At 56.4% G+C, this 17,599-nt stretch carries 14 protein-coding genes; 7 read left to right on the top strand and 7 right to left on the bottom strand.

The genetic code is table 11. From position 1 onward, the window contains the following. Positions 1 to 94: 94 nt before the first annotated feature. Positions 95 to 1,585, bottom strand: coding sequence for a UbiD family decarboxylase (locus QMG44_RS07340; RefSeq protein ID WP_086532498.1), 1,491 nt, complete (start codon positions 1,583 to 1,585; stop codon positions 95 to 97). 115 nt (positions 1,586 to 1,700) lie between these two features. Here QMG44_RS07340 and QMG44_RS07335 point away from each other — a divergent pair, with 115 nt between their 5' ends. Then, positions 1,701 to 2,585 (top strand): LysR substrate-binding domain-containing protein, encoded by an 885-nt coding sequence (locus tag QMG44_RS07335; RefSeq protein ID WP_059306093.1) that lies wholly within the window; start codon positions 1,701 to 1,703, stop codon positions 2,583 to 2,585. Here the strand turns inward: QMG44_RS07335 and QMG44_RS07330 are convergent. The 4 genes from QMG44_RS07330 to QMG44_RS07315 all read right to left on the bottom strand — a co-directional run bounded on the left by QMG44_RS07330 (position 2,576) and on the right by QMG44_RS07315 (position 6,079). Next, positions 2,576 to 3,487, bottom strand: coding sequence for a LysR family transcriptional regulator (locus QMG44_RS07330; protein ID WP_086532499.1), 912 nt, complete (start codon positions 3,485 to 3,487; stop codon positions 2,576 to 2,578). The two genes, QMG44_RS07335 and QMG44_RS07330, sit on opposite strands and share 10 nt — an antisense overlap. 13 nt (positions 3,488 to 3,500) lie before the next feature. After that, positions 3,501 to 4,487 carry an MBL fold metallo-hydrolase gene (locus tag QMG44_RS07325; RefSeq protein WP_014170098.1) on the bottom strand — a complete coding sequence of 329 codons (987 nt, stop codon included), beginning with the start codon at positions 4,485 to 4,487 and terminating at the stop codon, positions 3,501 to 3,503. Positions 4,488 to 4,629: 142 nt separating this feature from the next. Continuing rightward, positions 4,630 to 5,373: a 5'-nucleotidase, lipoprotein e(P4) family gene (locus QMG44_RS07320; protein ID WP_198922397.1), complete on the bottom strand. Its 744-nt coding sequence runs from the start codon at positions 5,371 to 5,373 to the stop codon at positions 4,630 to 4,632. A gap of 178 nt (positions 5,374 to 5,551) precedes the next feature. After that, the gene (locus tag QMG44_RS07315) at positions 5,552 to 6,079 is read right to left on the bottom strand and encodes a GNAT family N-acetyltransferase (protein ID WP_020884118.1); all 528 of its coding nucleotides are present in this window, start codon (positions 6,077 to 6,079) and stop codon (positions 5,552 to 5,554) included. 131 nt (positions 6,080 to 6,210) lie between these two features. Here QMG44_RS07315 and treZ point away from each other — a divergent pair, with 131 nt between their 5' ends. The 3 genes from treZ to glgX are packed head-to-tail and all read left to right on the top strand — an operon-like array spanning position 6,211 to position 12,555. After that, positions 6,211 to 7,998, top strand: coding sequence for a malto-oligosyltrehalose trehalohydrolase (treZ, locus tag QMG44_RS07310; RefSeq protein ID WP_086532500.1), 1,788 nt, complete (start codon positions 6,211 to 6,213; stop codon positions 7,996 to 7,998). Then, the gene (treY, locus tag QMG44_RS07305; RefSeq protein ID WP_086532501.1) at positions 7,995 to 10,463 is read left to right on the top strand and encodes a malto-oligosyltrehalose synthase; all 2,469 of its coding nucleotides are present in this window, start codon (positions 7,995 to 7,997) and stop codon (positions 10,461 to 10,463) included. Before treZ ends, treY begins: the two co-directional genes overlap by 4 nt. Positions 10,464 to 10,479: 16 nt before the next feature. Then, the gene (gene glgX, locus QMG44_RS07300; RefSeq protein ID WP_232937363.1) at positions 10,480 to 12,555 is read left to right on the top strand and encodes a glycogen debranching protein GlgX; all 2,076 of its coding nucleotides are present in this window, start codon (positions 10,480 to 10,482) and stop codon (positions 12,553 to 12,555) included. Here the strand turns inward: glgX and QMG44_RS07295 are convergent, their stop codons facing one another. Beyond that, a complete protein-coding gene (locus tag QMG44_RS07295) occupies positions 12,556 to 13,104 on the bottom strand; it encodes a winged helix DNA-binding protein (protein ID WP_014170092.1) in 549 nt (182 codons plus the stop codon). A gap of 244 nt (positions 13,105 to 13,348) precedes the next feature. On the opposite strand from QMG44_RS07295, the gene QMG44_RS07290 reads away from it, so the two are divergent. From QMG44_RS07290 to QMG44_RS07280, 3 genes are read left to right on the top strand one after another with little or no spacing between them, the layout of a single operon-like run. Then, complete coding sequence (locus tag QMG44_RS07290) at positions 13,349 to 14,071, top strand: DUF969 domain-containing protein (RefSeq protein WP_014170091.1); 723 nt, start codon at positions 13,349 to 13,351, stop codon at positions 14,069 to 14,071. Next, positions 14,068 to 15,054, top strand: coding sequence for a DUF979 domain-containing protein (locus QMG44_RS07285; protein WP_086532503.1), 987 nt, complete (start codon positions 14,068 to 14,070; stop codon positions 15,052 to 15,054). The genes QMG44_RS07290 and QMG44_RS07285 overlap by 4 nt, the downstream gene beginning before the upstream one ends. A gap of 26 nt (positions 15,055 to 15,080) precedes the next feature. Beyond that, entirely contained in the window at positions 15,081 to 16,076 is a 996-nt protein-coding gene (locus tag QMG44_RS07280) for a DUF2891 domain-containing protein (RefSeq protein ID WP_086532504.1), read from the top strand. Between the two features lie 35 nt (positions 16,077 to 16,111). On the opposite strand, the gene QMG44_RS07275 is transcribed toward QMG44_RS07280, so the two are convergent. After that, positions 16,112 to 17,521 carry an MFS transporter gene (locus tag QMG44_RS07275; RefSeq protein ID WP_086532505.1) on the bottom strand — a complete coding sequence of 470 codons (1,410 nt, stop codon included), beginning with the start codon at positions 17,519 to 17,521 and terminating at the stop codon, positions 16,112 to 16,114. Positions 17,522 to 17,599 lie beyond the last annotated feature (78 nt).

Raw genomic sequence — 17,599 nt, 5'->3', positions numbered from 1 at the left:
AGCAGGGGAAGCGGCAATTTCCCTTTTTGCCTGCGATGAAAAACAGAAGAGCGTATGACCCGAAAGCCATACGCTCTTCTGTATCGCGAACGCGCTAGTCGTGTTTTGTGTCAAACAAATCTGGCGCCCACGGACGTGGGTCAACCTCCATAAACGGCGCGCGTTCGAAGCGGTCCTTCAGCGCCCATGGCACCGTGCAGTCGAAGATGGTCTTACAGGAAATGCCATTTCCGCGAATCGACGTGCTGTAATCCGGCGACTGCGACGGATCCAGCTGGTGGCCGCGGATCCCCGGAATAGTGGTGATGCTGACATCTCCCTGCATGCGGGTAGTCATCGCCCACAGGATGTCGTCGCTGTCGAAAATATCCACGTCTTCGTCGACAAGAATGATGTTTTTCAGCTCGGAATAGGTCGCGAGTGCGATAAGCGCCGCCTGTCCCTGACGTCCTTCATCGGATGGCTGGCGTTTTTTCACCTGCAGAATGCCGAGGAACTTACCGCCGCCCGCGGTATGCGCATAGACATTTTGCAGGAAGCCCGGAATGGCCTCTTCAACGGCATTGCGGATGCTGGCCTCCGTTGGCAGGCCTGCGAGCGTGGTGTGCTCTTCACCTGGCCCCACCAGCGTTTGCAGGATTGCCTGGTGACGCAGGGTGACGGCTTTCACTTTGATGACGGGCAAAGAAGGGTTTGCCTCGCCGCAGTAGCCCGGAAATTCCGGCATCGCATGGCCACTGTTGGTGTGCTGATCTTCTCTAACGCGCACGCCTGGCAGCAGTTCGCCTTCGATAATGATTTCAGCCCGCGCGATCGCTTTCTCTTTTACCGCCACGCCCTGCACCAGTTCGACCGGTTTCTGACGCAGCGCCCCGGCAACGCCCAGTTCGTTATAACCAAACGGCGTCGTGGGCGCTTCAAAGCACGCGCCGATATAAATCGCCGGGTCGAGCCCCATGTTGATCGTCACCGGCAGCGGTTTTCCGGCTGCTTCAGCCTTTTTACGAAAGACCTCAATGTGGCGCCCCGCAGCCAGGAACATGGAAAGCTCATCGCGCTCCTGAACGCAGAGACGGTGAATCGTGACGTCAGTCAGCGAACTGTCTTCCGGATCGCTTGCCAGTACCAGCCCCAGACAGAAGAACGGGCCAGCATCAATCGGCGTGTTGGTCGGGGCCGGAAGCAGTTTACGCAGATCAAAATCAGGATCGTCAGCGTAGAATACCTGCTCCTGGCAAGGGGCCTGCGATGCCGGAACGACAACCGGCGCGATCGGGTGTTTCACGGCCTGACCGACGTGCTGCGCGAGCGTCGAGGGTTCACATCCCAGAAGGAGTGCCGCTCTTTCCCGGCTGGCGTGCATGCCCACCAGGATACGCGAATCCGGATAGCCTTTAACGTTATTGAACATCATGGCCGGGCCCGTTCGGGTAGGGCGTTTCACCGTGCCGCCCGCACCAATATGTCGATAAACACCCGCCAGCTCCGCGTTGGGATCGACCGGATGATCCGTTTCAATATACTGTCCTTCATGGCGTTGCAGTAACGCGATGGCACTTCTGAGATCGTTGACTGGGCTTTCCATTTATTCCTCCCGTGTTTGCATGCCTCCATTTTTATGGCAATAGCCCATAGCATCAATTGCATCATTACTGCTATTTTGATAAGAAATTTATTATCAAAAAATCCGGGGAAGCGTTATGCAATTTCGTCAGATGCGTAATTTCATTGTCGTTGCGGAAGAGCTTCACATGCACCGGGCTGCGGAGCGCCTGAACATGGCACAACCCGCGCTGAGTCAGCAGATTAAAACGTTAGAGGAACGGTTAGGCGTTACGCTCTTTAGCCGGGCGAACCGCCGTTTAACCCTGACGCCGGCCGGTGAAGCTTTCCTGGAGAAAGCCAGGCTGGCGATCGCCCTGACGGAACAGGCGGTACTGGACGCCAGGCAAACGGCGAGGGGGGAGCAAGGGGTGTTGAATCTCGGGTGCGTATCGAGCGCCATGTTTGACACCAGGCTGCCTGCCGCGCTGCGCCAGATGCACAGTCGGTGGCCTGCCATCACCATGTCGCTAATGACGGGGAATGTGCAGACGCTCTATACCGCCGTGCAAAGCAACCAGCTGGATGTGGCCATCATCCGGGCGCCGCTGCCGTCTCTGCCTGACGACCTGCAAAGCCGCCCGTTTACGTCCGAGAAAACGGTGCTGGCGCTCTCTTCACAGCATCCTCTGGCGAAATCGTCCGCGCTTACGCTCGCCTCGGTGAAAGACGAAAAATGGATCTCCCTGCGCGACCCGGAGGGAATGGGCCTCGAACAGTACTTCTATGACGTTTGTTACGGCGCAGGTTTCCAGCCTGAGGTGGTACAAAACGCCACCGACGTACCTACTGTCATCAGCCTGGTCTCTGCGGGGTTTGGCATGGCGCTATTGCCGGCCTCGGCCAGGGCAGTCAGCGTGGAGAATGTCGTGTACGTCGACATCATTGACAGGCTCAGGGAAAGCGAGCTGAAGCTGGTGTGCCACCGGATCATTCGCTCAGAGGTGTTAAAGAAATTTCTGCACACCCTCGATCACATCTGACGTCCCGCGGCCAGCAGCAGTTGCTCGCGCAGCCAGAGGCTTGCCGGATCCTGGCTGTTTTTCGGGTGCCAGTACATGCTGATGGTAATCGGCTGCAGCGGCAGCGGCGGGGGAAAGATATCCAGCGTCGAGGCAAAGCGTTGCAGCATACGTTCCGGTAAGGTGCAGAGCAGGTCCGTGCTGGCGACAAGCGGAGGTGCCATGGCGTAGCTCTGCGTGGACATCACCACGTTGCGCTGATACCCCAGTCCGCCCAGGGTTTGATCCACAAAGCCGGTAAACGGGTCACCCTCTGAAGAGACCACCAGATGAGAGAGCGCGCAATAGTGCTCCAGATCCAGTGGCCCGACACCGCGGGGGTGGCCTTTTCGCAGGGCTGTTGCAAACTGGTCATCGAAAAGTTTACGTCTGACCCAGCCGTCGTGCGCGCCGGTGCTCACACCGATATAGACATCCACATCACCCTTTTCCAGCTGCTGCGGCAGGGTTGCCATTTCTGGCAGCGCGAACCGCAAGCGGATCCCCGGGGCATGGGCCCGGAACTGATTAAGCAGTTCGGCACCCAGCATCAGGGCCGGATTTTCATGCAGGGCAATCACAAATGTCCGCTGGCTGGTTTGCGCATCAAAGGTGGTGGGGGCAAACATCGCGTTAATGCCCCGCAATACGGTCATGACCTGCGGCCGCAGCGCTTCCGCTCTGGGCGTGGGCAACACCCCACGTCCATGTGGGGAAGGGATAAACAACGGTTCGCCAAAGAGCGAACGCAGGCGCGCCAGACGGGCGGACATCGCGGGCTGGCTGATGCCGAGCCGCGCGGCCGCATGGGTGATGTTCTGATCCTGGAGCAATGCATCCAGCGTCAGGATCAGGTCGATATCCATCTCAGCAACGGGCGTCATCGTGTTATCCGTTTTACTTTGCGCTGTGGCTGTCACGATTGGTATAGGTGACGGGCACCCAGGCGTAACCGCCGTGCTCGCCTTTCGTGACGTAACCGATACCCGGGAACGGCAGGTGGGGGGCTGCGACAAGGTCTCTGTTTTTCACAAAATCAGCAAAAGCATCCTGGCGGACACGTGCCGCACCGTCCTGATCCTGGTCGTAGGCGATGGTCACGGCGGGCTGCGGGAACTGTACCGCCGCGACGTGGATAATATCGCCGACAAAGGTGATTTTCTCGCCTTTACTTTCCAGCGTATAGAAGGCCGATCCAGGCGTATGGCCCGGGTGAACCGTGCCGGTTATCCCGGGCAGAAGCTGCGAGGTTCCGGAAAAAGGAACCACCTTGCCGGCATCACGATACGGTTTTAAGGTTTTCTGCGCGACATCGAAGTAGTTCTGGTCGTAGCCGGTTTTTTTCTGATTATCGTTGTTAAAGAAAAAGTCGATGTCAGGTTTGCCGACAAAAACGCGCGCATTGGTAAACACCGCCTTGCCATCTTTGACCAGGCCTCCGGCATGGTCGGAGTGTGCATGGGTCAGTAAAATCTCGGTGATGTCCTGCGGCGCGATCCCCTGCGTTGCCAGACTCTCAATCAGTCGCCCGCCGTTACCGGGGCCAAAAAGCTGGCCTGAGCCGGTATCCACCAGAATCTTGTGGCCGGGTAGCGCAATCAGAAAAGCGTTAATGGACGCCTCTACCGGGTTGGTCTGGAAATTTTGTGTGAGCAACGCATCGGTTTTCTGCGGGGTCGTCCGACGAAGTAATTTGTGCAGGTCTTGCGCCACGGTACCGTCGGTAAACGAGGTCACCATAATATCGCCAACCTGCACACTGTACCCCCCGGCAGGCTGTTTAACCACGTGCTGGGGCGTTTCTGCCGAAGCCTGAAGCGCAGGGTAGAACAATAACGAACTGGAAATCAGCGTTGTCAGGGCAAGTTTTTTTACGGTCAGCATAAGGGTCTCCTTCAGAAAGAGCTCATCTTACTTCTCCGTAAAATTATATGAACCCGCCTGATAATGATAGGACCTATAAACGGGATGAATAGATCGGATCAAATGTCGGGTGGCAGCAATGTGCCACCCGGCAAGCCAGACGTTATTGCTTCAGCGGGGCTTTCCAGCCTTCAAGCGTGGCTTTTGACCACGAGCCATACGCGGCATTGGGCAATACAATCCAGTCACTGCCAAAGCGATCGGCGCTGGCCTCAACGAGTTCACGCTGCGCTTCGCTCGGCTTTTTGTTTTTAAATTGCGCGGCGAAATCAGGCAGGCTGTCACCGAAGAGCATGATTATCTGCTGTTTCTTCAGGATGCTCTGGCGGCGGGCTTCTTTACTGACCGTATCGAGCAGAACGCTATCTTCTGAAACCTGCGGTAAGCCAAGGGATTTTAACGTATTGAGCGTATCTGCTTTGTTTTCCTGCATGCGGTCAGATACATAATAAATACGGACCTTACTTTGATTCACGCGATCAAGAAACGCCTTCGCGCCAGGAATTAATCCCGGTTTTCCCTGCTTTTCCCAGTCACTCCAGGTGTCCCATTTCGTATAGTCGTGGCACTGTTCGGCATCACGCGCCAGTAACGGGGTGTTATCCAGCACCGTTTCATCAAGATCCATCACAACGGCATAGTTCTCTGGCGTAGACAGCCCTTTTATTTTTTCGTTAAAACGCTCGGTGGCGAAACGGTAGGTCTGCAGCTGAAGTGCCATGATTTCTGCCGATTTCTGTTGATAGCGCAGCGCCATCTCATACGCTTTCGGCTCACAGATTTCGTGGTCGGCTGCCGTGGCGGTCGCGCTCAAAACAGGTAATGCCAGCAGTAATGCCTTAGCCATTGAATTCACTCTTCTTTCCTTAACGTCATTGTCAAAATCATGTAAGCGTATTGAAATTAAGTGACAGAAAAATGAAGGGAGGCAGGTGAGTCATATTCTGACGCACATTCCCTTGCGCGCCGGGTGGATAATTTTCAGACTAATCGCTTTCGTCCGCCAATATCCGTTAGAGCCAGGGTCAGATCAGCATGTAATACCAGAACAGGGCGATTTCGTCTTTTTCCGGTAATGCGTTGTAGAGGAAACGATCGTATCCGCCTAACGTAAAGCCATAATGACGGTAGAACAGGCAGGCAGAAACATTCACATTCTGGGTTTCGAGCCTTAATCCAGCCGCGTTGACGCTTCGCGCCCACACGTGTGCGGCCGCCATCAATTTTTGCGCCGCGCCAGCTCTGCGTTTCGTGCGTTCAACGGCAATATAGTCAACGGCGATAAATTTATTCCAGCTCATTGAGGCGGTGATAAAACCGGCAATTTCTCCCTCATCTGTTTCGGCCACAAGAAATATGGCATCCGGATTAACGCAATGATTTTCAAGGGTCTGCATATCGAGCTCATACGTTTTACGATAAGGCACGGCGACAGCGTCGATATGCAAATCACAATGTATAAAAGGCTCCCGCGCAACGTGACTGACGGTGAATGAAAAGTCACAGCATTCAAGACGTGCGAGGTCGGTATTTAATCCTTTTCGAATCTGCATGGTATTCCTTGTGGCGAATATTTTTATAAATAATAGATGAAGCCATTAAAACCGCTGGTGTAACACTCTTTTGATCCTGAACTAAGCTTGTACTTCATTCCGCGTAAATGTGGGTCATTCGAGGACAATGAATGGAATTCAGGACATTTCAAAAACACTGGGGTGCTGAGTTTATTTCCAATGACGTTGTACGTTTTCGCGTCTGGGCAGAAGGACAGAAAGAACTTACGCTACGTCTGGCAGAAAACGACTTGCCAATGACGGCGGTCGGCAGCGGCTGGTTCCAGATTGACGTCCCCGGCGTCACGCACGGCACAGAATATCAGTATGTTTTGCAGGACGGCATGGCCGTACCCGATCCGGCGTCGCGCGCCCAGGCTGGGGATGTTAACGGTCCCTCGGTTGTTATCGATGCCAGACGGTATCCGCCCGGCAACCGGGAGTGGGCAGGGCGTCCGTGGGAAGACACGGTGATTTACGAGCTGCACATCGGCACCTTTACCCCGGAGGGCACCTTCCGGGCCGCCATTGAAAAACTGCCTTACCTGGCTGAACTTGGCATTACCCAGATTGAAGTCATGCCCGTCTCACAATTTGGCGGATCGCGCGGCTGGGGATATGACGGGGTATTGCTGTATGCACCGCACTCTGCCTATGGCACGCCAGAAGACTTCCACGCCTTTATCGATGCTGCGCATGGGCTTGGGCTTTCTGTCGTGCTGGATATTGTGCTTAACCACTTCGGTCCGGAAGGGAATTATCTGCCTGTGTTGTCACCCGCGTTTTTCGACGCGGAACGGATGACGCCCTGGGGCAACGGGATTGCTTACGAGACTGAGCCAGTCAGGCAATACATTACCGAAGCCCCGCTGTTCTGGCTGACGGAATACCATCTTGATGGATTACGGTTTGATGCCATCGACCAGATTGAAGACGCATCGGATAAACATATCCTGCAGGAGATTGCCGAACGCATTCGCGAGGCTATCCCCGGGCGGCAGATCCATCTCACCACCGAAGACAGCCGTAACGTTATCTTCCTGCATCCGCGCGACGCACACGGTGCGACCCCGCTTTTTACCGCGGAGTGGAACGATGACTTTCACAATGCCGCGCATGTCTTTGCCACCGGCGAAACGCATGCGTACTACCAGGATTTTGCCTTTGAACCGGAGAAAAAACTCGCCCGTGCGCTGACAGAAGGTTTTGTCTATCAGGGCGAGGTTTCTCTCCAGACCGGCAAGTCACGCGGCGTGGAATGTCACACGCAGCCGCCACAGTTTTTTGTCGATTTTATTCAAAACCACGATCAAACCGGCAACCGCGCTCAGGGAGAGAGACTGATCGCCCTCGCGGGGGCCGATAAAACACGGGTGTTGCTTGCTGCACTGCTGCTTTCGCCCCATATTCCGCTGCTGTTTATGGGGGAAGAGTTTGGTGAAACCAATCCGTTTTTGTTCTTTACTGATTTTCACGGTGAGCTTGCCAAAGCCGTGCGGGAAGGGCGCGCAAAAGAGTTTACCGGCCATGCCGGGCACGATGCGTCCGTCCCCGACCCGAATGACGTGAAGACCTTTATTCGCTCCAAAATTGACTGGAATAAGGTCGCCACCGATGACGGTAAAACGTGGCTGCGCTTCACGCGAACGCTACTGACGTTGCGCCATCGTCATATCGTTCCGTTACTGCGAAAGGGCGTCACGGTGGAGGGCAAGGTCATCAGGACGGCACCCGGCATGATTGCAGTGAGCTGGCGATTCCCGACCGGAACGTTGTCTCTGGCGTTCAATACCGGCAATAAGGCTGTTGATGTGCCTGCACTGGCAGGAGAAACGCTCTTTAGCTGGCCGGAGGTGAACGAGGTGTTACCGCCGAACAGTATTATTGTTCGCTTTGCTGATGGAGAAGCATCGTTATGATCCCTTCCGCGACCTACCGTATTCAGTTCCGTAACGGCATGACGTTTGACCGTGTCGTGGAACTGGTGCCGTATATGAAAGATCTCGGCATCAGCCATCTTTACGCCTCACCTGTGTTTACCGCCACAACCGGCTCTACGCACGGCTATGACGTGACCGACCCGAATGAAATCGACCCCGCCATTGGCGGACGAGAAGGATTCGACCGTATGGCGGCCGCGCTCAGGCAGGCGGGAATGGGCTTGATACTGGATATTGTGCCTAACCACATGTCGACCTCGCTGGAGAATCACTGGTGGCGAGACGTGATTGAGCACGGCAAACAGAGCCGCTACGCACGCTATTTCGATATTGACTGGTCACGGCCGCTTACGCTGCCGTTTCTGGGCGACACCTTTGAGGCGGAGCTTGAAAAGGGTGCGATCACTTTAAAACGTGACCCTGTCACGGACAAAGCCGCGCTGGTCTACTACGACACCGCCTATCCTCTTAACCCCGGGACCTTTGTGGAGGGTAAAAGCCTTGCAGCGCTGCACGAGGCCCAGAGCTGGAGGCTGATGTCCTGGCGTGAAGCCCCGAAACAGCTCTCGTGGCGGCGTTTCTTCGAAATCACCGGCCTGGTGGGCGTGCGGGTTGAAGACGCGTCGGTATTTAGTGATACACACCGATTGATCCTTGAACTGGTTCATTCTGGCGTCGTTGACGGTCTGCGAATTGACCATATCGACGGTCTGGCCGATCCGCTGGGCTATCTGCAGCGTCTGCGCCAGGCAACCGGACCGGCCTGTTACATCACGGTTGAAAAAATTCTCGCCAAAGGGGAACAGCTGCCCGTCGAATGGCCAGTCTCCGGCACCACGGGGTACGAGTTTATTGCCTCGCTGGCGGAAGTTCTGGTGGACGACAGCCGCCTTGACCGCCTGGAGAAAATCCATGACGACACGCTCGGGGAAACCGTTGATCGGTTTGCAGCGTTACGGGATGCCAAAGGGCTGATGACCGATCGCAATTTTGAGGGCGAATTCACTACCCTGTTAACTATCGCCACCGATCTTGCCCGACGCAATGCGGTTGAACTGCAACCCGACGAGATCCACCATGCGTTGCGCGAGCTGATGATCGCGTTTCCGGTGTATCGGACCTACGGCACCCGTGAAGGATTAACCGCCTCTGACGTGGCGCTGCTCAATCGCGTTGTCGCAAGCGTTAACACCTCTGAAGCGGCCCTGAGCCTGATCGTGTGCATTCTCACCGGCGATCTTCCTGAAAATTGCCACGACGACGCGGCTCGTTTCAGAACCCGCTTCCAGCAGCTCACCGGGCCACTGATGGCGAAATCCGTGGAAGATACGCTGTTCTTTCGCCATAACCTGGAGCTGGCGCTTAACGAAGTGGGGGCAGACCCGACGCCGCGCGCCTTTTCGCTATCGCGTTTTCATCAGGAAATGCGCATCCGTCTTGCCCGTCAGCCTGACGCCTTACTCGGGACATCCACCCATGACACGAAGCGCGGTGAAGATGCCCGGGCACGCCTCTATACCCTGACGGAAGCGCCGGAACAATGGGGCGAAAATCTGGCCCGCTGGCGGCAGATGAATCAAACCCACGTGCGTTTTCTGAGCGACGGTACCGCGCCGAACGCTGCCGATACCTGGATGATTTATCAGGCTCTGGCCGGCGTCTGGCCCGCCACGCTGTCACCTGACGATGTCGACGGGCTGAAATCACTCGAAGAGCGCTTCCTCGGCTTCCTGGAGAAAGCGCTACGCGAAGCCAAACAACGCACAGACTGGATAGACAGCAACGAAAGCTATGAGAGCGTGGTGTTGAGCTATGCCCGGCATCTGCTTTCACCGGACAACACGCTGTTCCTGAAGGATTTCAGTGAGGCGATGCAGCCCTTTATCCGTGCCGGGCTGATGAACAGCCTCAGCCAGACGGTGATCAAACTCACCGCACCTGGGGTACCGGACATCTATCAGGGCTGCGAAGCGCTTAACTTTAGCCTTGTCGACCCGGATAACCGACGGGAACCGGATTTCCCCGCGCTGGTGCACCACCTCAGCACGGCGGATGCCGGGGTATTTGCCCGCCCGGAATGCTGGCGAGACGGAAGCGTTAAGCAATATGTCACCGCCACGCTGTTACGGCTTCGTCCGCATTATGCCGCGCTATTCCATTACGGTGACTGGCTGCCGCTGAAGGTGAGCGGCGAGCGGGCGGAGAACCTGATTGTTTATGCACGCGTGAAAGACGAGGAGGCGCTGATTGTTGCCGTGCCGCGGCTGGTCTTCGACGTGACAACCCATGAAGCACTGTGGGCCAATACCACTATTGCTATACCCGATGCGCTGGCAGGAAAACGCTACCGGGATCTGTTCACCGGTGAAAGCCGGGTTCTGCAAGAGACGCTGGATGTAACGTCTGAAACGGGATGCTTAATGGTTCTGCTTACCTGCGAATGATCGTGGAGAACAAAAAATGCCAAAGGATAATACGTTTGAAATTCGGGCCGGTCATGGCCAGCAGCAAGGCGCAAATTATGACGGGAAGGGGGTCAACTTTGCGCTGTTTTCAGCACATGCGGAGCGGGTTGAGCTCTGTCTGTTTGACCCTTCAGGAAAAACCGAAATCGCCCGGCTGGAGCTGCCGGAATATACCCATGAAGTGTGGCACGGCTATGTGCCGGATCTGAAGCCTGGCGCGCTGTACGGCTATCGTGTTTACGGCCCGTATGACCCGGAAAACGGGCATCGCTTCAACCCCAATAAACTGCTTATCGATCCGTATGCCCGTGAACTGGTGGGCGATATCGACTGGAACGACGCCCATTTCGGCTATGAGCTGGGTCATGACGATCTCGACCTCAGTTTTGATACCCGCGACAGCGCGCCGTTCACGCCAAAATGCAAGGTCATCGACCCCAATGCTTTTGACTGGCAGGATGATAACCGGCCAACCATTCCGTGGCCGAATACCGTTGTGTATGAGAGCCACGTGAAGGGCTTTACCCAGCTTAACCCGGCGATTCCGCCTGAACTGCGCGGTACGTTTGAAGGGATGGGACACAAAGCCTCGGTCGATTACATCAAAAGCCTTGGCATCACCTCGGTTGAACTGCTTCCGGTTCACTGGTTCCCGGACGATCAACACCTGCTCGACAGGGGGCTGAAAAACTTCTGGGGCTACAACACGCTCGGCTTCTTTGCACCGGCGTCACGCTATTACGGTCCGGCGGGGATCCAGGGTTTTCGCGATATGGTGCGCGCCTATCATGACGCAGGCATCGAGGTGATCCTCGATGTTGTCTATAACCACACGGCAGAAGGCAATGAGCTCGGCCCAACGCTGTCGTTTAAGGGCATCGATAACTTCAGCTATTACCGCACCTTACCCGATCAACACCGGTATTACATTAACGACACCGGCACGGGGAATACGGTGAATACCTCCCACCCGAGAGTGCTGCAGATGGTGATGGATTCACTGCGCTACTGGGCCGAATCGATGCATATTGACGGTTTCCGTTTCGACCTCGGGACAATTCTGGGCCGTGAGCCCGAAGGCTTTGATCCGCGCGGTGGCTTTTTCGATGCCGTCACGCAGGATCCGGTGTTATCCCGTCTGAAGCTGATTGGTGAGCCCTGGGATATCGGCCCCGGCGGTTATCAGGTCGGCGGCTTCCCGCCAGGCTGGGGGGAGTGGAACGACAAATACCGCGATACCGTACGTGAGTACTGGAAGGGCGATAACGTGTCTAACGACTTCGCCGCGCGTCTGCTCGGTTCCGGTGACTTGTACGATCTGCGCGGACGCCGTCCGTGGGCCAGCATCAACTTTATTACCGCCCACGACGGCTTTACGTTGAACGACCTGGTGTCTTACAACGAAAAGCATAATGCCGACAATGGTGAAGACAATAACGACGGGCATAACGATAACCGGTCGTATAACTACGGAGAGGAAGGGCCGACAGAGAATCCGGATATTATCGCTACCCGGGAGCGGCAGAAGCGTAATTTCCTCACCACGCTGTTGTTCTCTCATGGCACGCCAATGCTGCTGGCCGGGGACGAGTTTGGCCGTACGCAAAAGGGCAACAATAACGGGTATTGCCAGGACAGCGAGATCTCCTGGATCGACTGGAAGGGGTTATCGGAAAACGACACCGCCCTGCGCGACTTTACCCGCCATCTGATTGCCCTTCGCGCGAAACAGCCGTTGCTGCGGCGTGAAAGCTGGCGCGACGGGCTTGAGATCCGCTGGTTTAACGCCGGCGGCGGCCCGCAGCAGGATGAGCAGTGGGATGAAGGTTCCACCCTCGGCGTATCCATCAGCAGACCGGATCTCAGACAGGAGTCGGGCCTCTGGCACGATGTGCTGATGCTGTTTAACCCGTTTGAAGGCACCGTGCCGTTCCAGATCCCCCAGTTTGGCGAAGGAGGCTGGGTACTGGAACTCTCCACGGCGGATGACGTTGTCCCCGGGACGGTCATCACCAAAGCCGTGGAATACAATCTGGCCGGACGAAGTATTTCGCTTTTCAGACGCCCTTAACTACAGCGATGCCGCCGCCCGCGCGGCGGTGTCATACAGGGAAGATATGGTCCGGAGCAACTGCGCGGTGTCACCAATAGACGCTCCGGAAATCCCGCTCTCCGCATGGATATTGATCAGACACGCTTCCCGCACGTCGCGGTATTTCATGCATAGCGCTTTCCCTTCCTCCGTCGTTGAGAAATAGAGCTCTTTTCCGGCTTTTTCACTCGTCACGTAGCCCGCCTTGACCAGCTTCTTCAGTGCATACGTCACCACATGGGTATCTTCCACGTTCAGGACAAAACAGATGTCGGCCAGCTTTTTCTTGCGATCGCGGTGGTTCACGTGATGCAGAAGCGAGACATCAAAAGCGCCCATATCTGGCTCACCGGCTGCGGTCATGCAGCGCACCATCCATTTGTTAAACGCGTTGCTGGTCATGATCAACGCGTACTCCAGCTCTGATAATTCCGCGCAACGTTCCGATACCAGATGGCGAGAGGACACGATACGGCCATCGGTTATATCGTCGTGATTTGATGATCCAGCACTCTTCTTTGCAGTCATAACGTTCCTTACGGGGGGTGACGTTGGCCCGGAAATGTAAACTCATCGATAAAATAAGAACATTTTATTGATAAATTGTTTACATGTTTTTGTGGTTCAGATATAGCTTTTTAGTGCAGGTTCTGCGGAGCCTGACGCAAAACACAACATCGCGCGCCGCACTGCATCCCGCTTCGCCATGATGCGAAGTATTAAAAAAATAGCCGCCGGCGCGCAACGCTCACTTTGGATAGGGTAAACGTTTATGGACGGTTCGACACTGTTGCCGCTCATCGGTATACCGGTGGTGGTTATTGGTTTTGCTCTGCGTTTCAACCCGCTACTGGTGGTTGTGGTGGCGGGGCTGGCTACCGGACTGCTGGTTGGCATGGATTTTGGGATGTTGCTGGAGACCTTTGGCGAGAAGTTCGTCAACAGTCGTTCCCTGGCGACCTTTATTCTGATCCTGCCGGTTATTGGCCTGCTGGAATATTACGGGTTGAAAGAGCGGGCGCAGGCGTGGGTGGCAAAGATTGCCAGCGCCACCTCGGCACGTATTCTGATGCTCTATTTTGTGGCGCGTGAAGGGACGGCCGCGCTGGGATTGATGTCGCTGGGTGGGCATGCTCAGACCGTTCGTCCGCTGCTGGCACCGATGGCCGAAGGCGCAGCGCTCAATGAGTATGGCGAACTGCCGCAACATATCCGGGACAAGATCAAAGCGCATGCCGCGGCGTGCGACAACATCGCGGTTTTCTTTGGCGAAGATATCTTTATCGCGTTTGGCGCGGTGCTGCTGATCGACGCTTTCCTGAAAGAGAATGGGATACAGGGCATTGAACCGTTGCATATCGGCCTGTGGGCCATTCCGACCGCCATCGCGGCATTGATTATTCATATGACGCGCCTGTTGCGTCTGGATGCCAGCATCCGTCGTGACGTTATGTCCTGGCGCGCTGAGCAGGGTACACAGGAGATCGCGCCATGATGACCCTGATCACCATTAACCGCGTGTATTACCTGATCGGCTTTGTCGTGATGCTGCTGGTCGTGATGACCCTGCGCGATCGCGCGAATCCTAAACGTTTTACCACCGCGCTATTCTGGTTCCTGTTCGGCGGGATCTTCCTGTTTGGCGACCTGATGGTGCAGGAGCTGGGCAAATCCCTTGCTTATCGAATTATCGGCGGCTGCGTCATTGTGATTGCTCTGCTGGCGGGCTTTGGTCTGGTCGGGAAGGGGCATTATAAAATGGCTACCGATGCCGAGCGCGAAGCCTGGTCAACGCGGCTGAAAAACTGGTTGTTCCTGCCTGCGCTGATGATCCCGGTGGTTACGGTGATCGGGACATTATTCCTGAAAGGGGTGTCGATAGGGGGCGTATTCCTTCTTGACCAGAAACAGCTCACGCTGGCGGCACTGTGCGTCGCCTGTGTGGCGGCGATCCTGACCGGCTGGTGGCTGACAAAAGGCACGCCCTTGCAGGCTATTCGCCAGTCCCGACGCCTGGTCGACACCATTGGCTGGGCGGTGATTTTGCCACAGATGCTGGCCATGCTGGGTGGGGTGTTTGTGGTGGCGAACACCGGCGAGTCAGTCCAGAAGGTCGTTAGCCTGTTTGTGAACCCCGACAGTCGGTTCATGCTGGTGGTGATTTACTGCGTGGGCATGGCGCTTTTCACCATGATCATGGGCAACGCCTTCGCGGCATTCCCGGTGCTCAGCGCCGGTATCGCCTTGCCGTTCCTGATTAACGTTCACCATGGTAACCCGGCACCGCTGCTGGCGATTGGCATGTACGCGGGCTATTGCGGCACGCTGATGACGCCGATGGCGGCCAACTTTAATATCGTTCCGGCCGCGCTGCTGGAGCTTAAAGATAAGTACCAGGTGATCAAGATCCAGATCCCAACGGCGTTAACCCTGCTGGTGGTCAACGTGTTCTTAATGTATTTCCTCGTTTTTCGCTAAGCGCGGCAACGATCTAAGGAGCTGATATGGAATTAACGCAACACCAGGCCGACGCGTTTGCCCGCATGCCTTTGACCTATTTACGCCAGGAATATCCGAACCACATTATGCACCTGCTTAATGATGACGGTGATGTCCTGCCACCCCGCGAACTGCACCCCATTTTTTATGGCTGCTTCGACTGGCACTCGGCGGTGCACGGCTACTGGCTGCTGCTGCGCTGCGTGCGGCTTTACCCTGAACTGTCGTGCCGGGATGAAATTGTCGCCCTGTTTGATGAACACATCACGCAGGAGAAGGTGGCGAAAGAGCTGGCCTATTTCAATGCACCGTTTCGCGCCTCGTTCGAGCGCCCTTATGGCTACGGCTGGCTTCTGGCGCTGGCACAGGAGCTGAAGCAATCCGCGTTACCTCAGGCCGCCAGCTGGTATCAGACACTGCAGCCGTTAACGCAGGACATTCGCGACAGGCTGGTGGATTACCTCTGCAAGCTCACCTATCCGATCCGTGTCGGTACGCATTACAACTCCGCTTTTGCGCTGGCGCTGGGGATTGATTACGCCCGTGAAGTGCAGGATAACGCCCTTGAACAGGCTATTCTGACGGCGGCGACGCGCTTTTATCTGGCTGACACGCATTACCCGGCTCACTATGAACCGGGTGGTGATGAGTACATTTCCGGCGCGCTGACGGAAGCGCTGTTGATGAGTAAGGTGGCGGAGCATTTCCCGACGTGGTTTGACGCCTTTCTTCCTGATGTGGGGTCTGTTTCGGCCCTGATGCACCCGGCAGAAGTGAGCGATCGTACCGACCCGAAAATTGCCCATCTGGATGGGTTAAACCTCAGCCGCGCCTGGTGCATGAAGCATATTGCCCGCGCGTTGCCGGATAACCATCCGGGACAACAGGCGCTGCGCGAGGCAGTCAACGGACATCTGACGGCAAGCGTCGAGCATGTGGTGGGCAGCCACTACAGCGGTGGACACTGGCTGGCGAGTTTTGCGCTGCTGGCGCTGGAGTAAATCACAGGTGCAGCGCGTAGTGCGCTGCTCCGTGTTTATGCCGTAGCCTGACGCGTGGCGCGCAGCCGGCTCACGCTAAACACGACAGAAACCGCCGAAGCAATGACCGCAATCCACAGTGCATAATGAACGGCCCGATCGTCAAAAGCCGGCTGATTCGGCGTTGTGGCCAGCAGAACGCCGACCACGGCAGCCCCCAGGCATTGTCCAAACGTCCGCACGATAGCCAGTACACCGGATGCGTAGCTGGCATACTCCCGCACCACGTTAGAGAGCATTTCCCGGTTATTGGGACTCTGGAAACAACCAAAACCGATCCCGCACACCAGGCTTCGCAGGCAGATATTCCAAGCGGAAGGGCTGGCGGGCAGTGTCGCGAGCAGGATCAATCCCACCACAAACACGATAAGCCCAAGGGTAGATATCAGCGGGGCTGAAATTGTGTCTGCCCAGCGGCCCGCATGCGGCGCAATCAGTACGATGCCTATCGGCCAGGGCGTGAACAGCAGCGCGGAGACCACCGGACTGTAGCCATATACGCTCTGAAACAGGAACGGCAGGGCGATAAAGGTGATGCCCTGGCTCACAAACGAGGCCAGCGACGTGAGCGCGGCGAGCGTAAAGCGTCCGTTGTGGAAAATAACGGGAGGCAGTATGGGGCTTCGGGCGCGGCGAATATGCCAGACAAAGGTGATGGCGCTAATCGTGGCGAGCAGCGCCCAGCTGATGGCCTCGTGGCTGATGTGGTGCGAAGCACGCTGGAAACTGTTGGCCGTCATGATCATCGCCCCCAACAGGACCGCGGAGAGCAATGCCCCCGGGGCATCGAACGGAGACGGATCTAAAGCCGGTTGTCGTGGTAAGGCCTTCCAGGCCAACAGCAGGGCAATCGTTCCGGGAACAAGGTTAATGGCGAATAACCACTGCCAGCGCAGTACGTCCAGGATCGTCCCGCCCAGTACGGGTGCAATGGCCGTGCTGGAGGCGATCAGCAGGGCGTGCAGTCCCAGAATGCGGCCAAGCAGTCGACCGGGGAAGACGGCGCGCAGTATCGCCGGGGCAATACTCAGTGTGGCCGCCCCGCCAATCCCCTGCAAAATCCGCATCCCGATCAGCATGTCCGGGGTGCGGGCCAGCGCGCAGCCGAGCGAGGTGAGTGTAAAGACGGCAAGTCCGGTCAGAAACACCGGGCGGTAGCCAACCCGGGCCGCCAGGGCAGCGAAGATGGCCAGAGTCATGGCCGCGGACAACAGATACCCATTGGCGAACCAGACGGCCACATTCGCGGGCACCTGCATCGCGCTTGCCATCGAAGGCAAGGCGATGTTGATCATGGTGCCATCAAAAACGCCCATCAGCGTGGTGGTCATTACCGCGGCCATCACCCGGGCGCGTTCATGGCCGGGCAATCCTTCGTCGCCGGGCTGGTTTGAAAATAGCGTCATCGTCGTAACTCCGGAAAGAATGTTGATGACGAAACTATAATCATGGGATATACAAGGCGGAAGACGCAGCAGTTGCAC

Source organism: Enterobacter sp. 200527-13, from assembly GCF_027924865.1.
Lineage (GTDB): Bacteria > Pseudomonadota > Gammaproteobacteria > Enterobacterales > Enterobacteriaceae > Enterobacter > Enterobacter ludwigii.
This window is presented reverse-complemented; position numbering and strand designations above follow the sequence as displayed.

Bases quoted from the DNA above. Each gene is read 5' to 3' on its own strand.
- QMG44_RS07340 (WP_086532498.1), bottom strand. From the start codon at position 1,585: ATGGAAAGCCCAGTCAACGATCTCAGAAGTGCCATCGCGTTACTGCAA.
- QMG44_RS07335 (WP_059306093.1), top strand. From the start codon at position 1,701: ATGCAATTTCGTCAGATGCGTAATTTCATTGTCGTTGCGGAAGAGCTT.
- QMG44_RS07330 (WP_086532499.1), bottom strand. From the start codon at position 3,487: ATGACGCCCGTTGCTGAGATGGATATCGACCTGATCCTGACGCTGGAT.
- QMG44_RS07325 (WP_014170098.1), bottom strand. From the start codon at position 4,487: ATGCTGACCGTAAAAAAACTTGCCCTGACAACGCTGATTTCCAGTTCG.
- QMG44_RS07320 (WP_198922397.1), bottom strand. From the start codon at position 5,373: ATGGCTAAGGCATTACTGCTGGCATTACCTGTTTTGAGCGCGACCGCC.
- QMG44_RS07315 (WP_020884118.1), bottom strand. From the start codon at position 6,079: ATGCAGATTCGAAAAGGATTAAATACCGACCTCGCACGTCTTGAATGC.
- treZ (WP_086532500.1), top strand. From the start codon at position 6,211: ATGGAATTCAGGACATTTCAAAAACACTGGGGTGCTGAGTTTATTTCC.
- treY (WP_086532501.1), top strand. From the start codon at position 7,995: ATGATCCCTTCCGCGACCTACCGTATTCAGTTCCGTAACGGCATGACG.
- glgX (WP_232937363.1), top strand. From the start codon at position 10,480: ATGCCAAAGGATAATACGTTTGAAATTCGGGCCGGTCATGGCCAGCAG.
- QMG44_RS07295 (WP_014170092.1), bottom strand. From the start codon at position 13,104: ATGACTGCAAAGAAGAGTGCTGGATCATCAAATCACGACGATATAACC.
- QMG44_RS07290 (WP_014170091.1), top strand. From the start codon at position 13,349: ATGGACGGTTCGACACTGTTGCCGCTCATCGGTATACCGGTGGTGGTT.
- QMG44_RS07285 (WP_086532503.1), top strand. From the start codon at position 14,068: ATGATGACCCTGATCACCATTAACCGCGTGTATTACCTGATCGGCTTT.
- QMG44_RS07280 (WP_086532504.1), top strand. From the start codon at position 15,081: ATGGAATTAACGCAACACCAGGCCGACGCGTTTGCCCGCATGCCTTTG.
- QMG44_RS07275 (WP_086532505.1), bottom strand. From the start codon at position 17,521: ATGACGCTATTTTCAAACCAGCCCGGCGACGAAGGATTGCCCGGCCAT.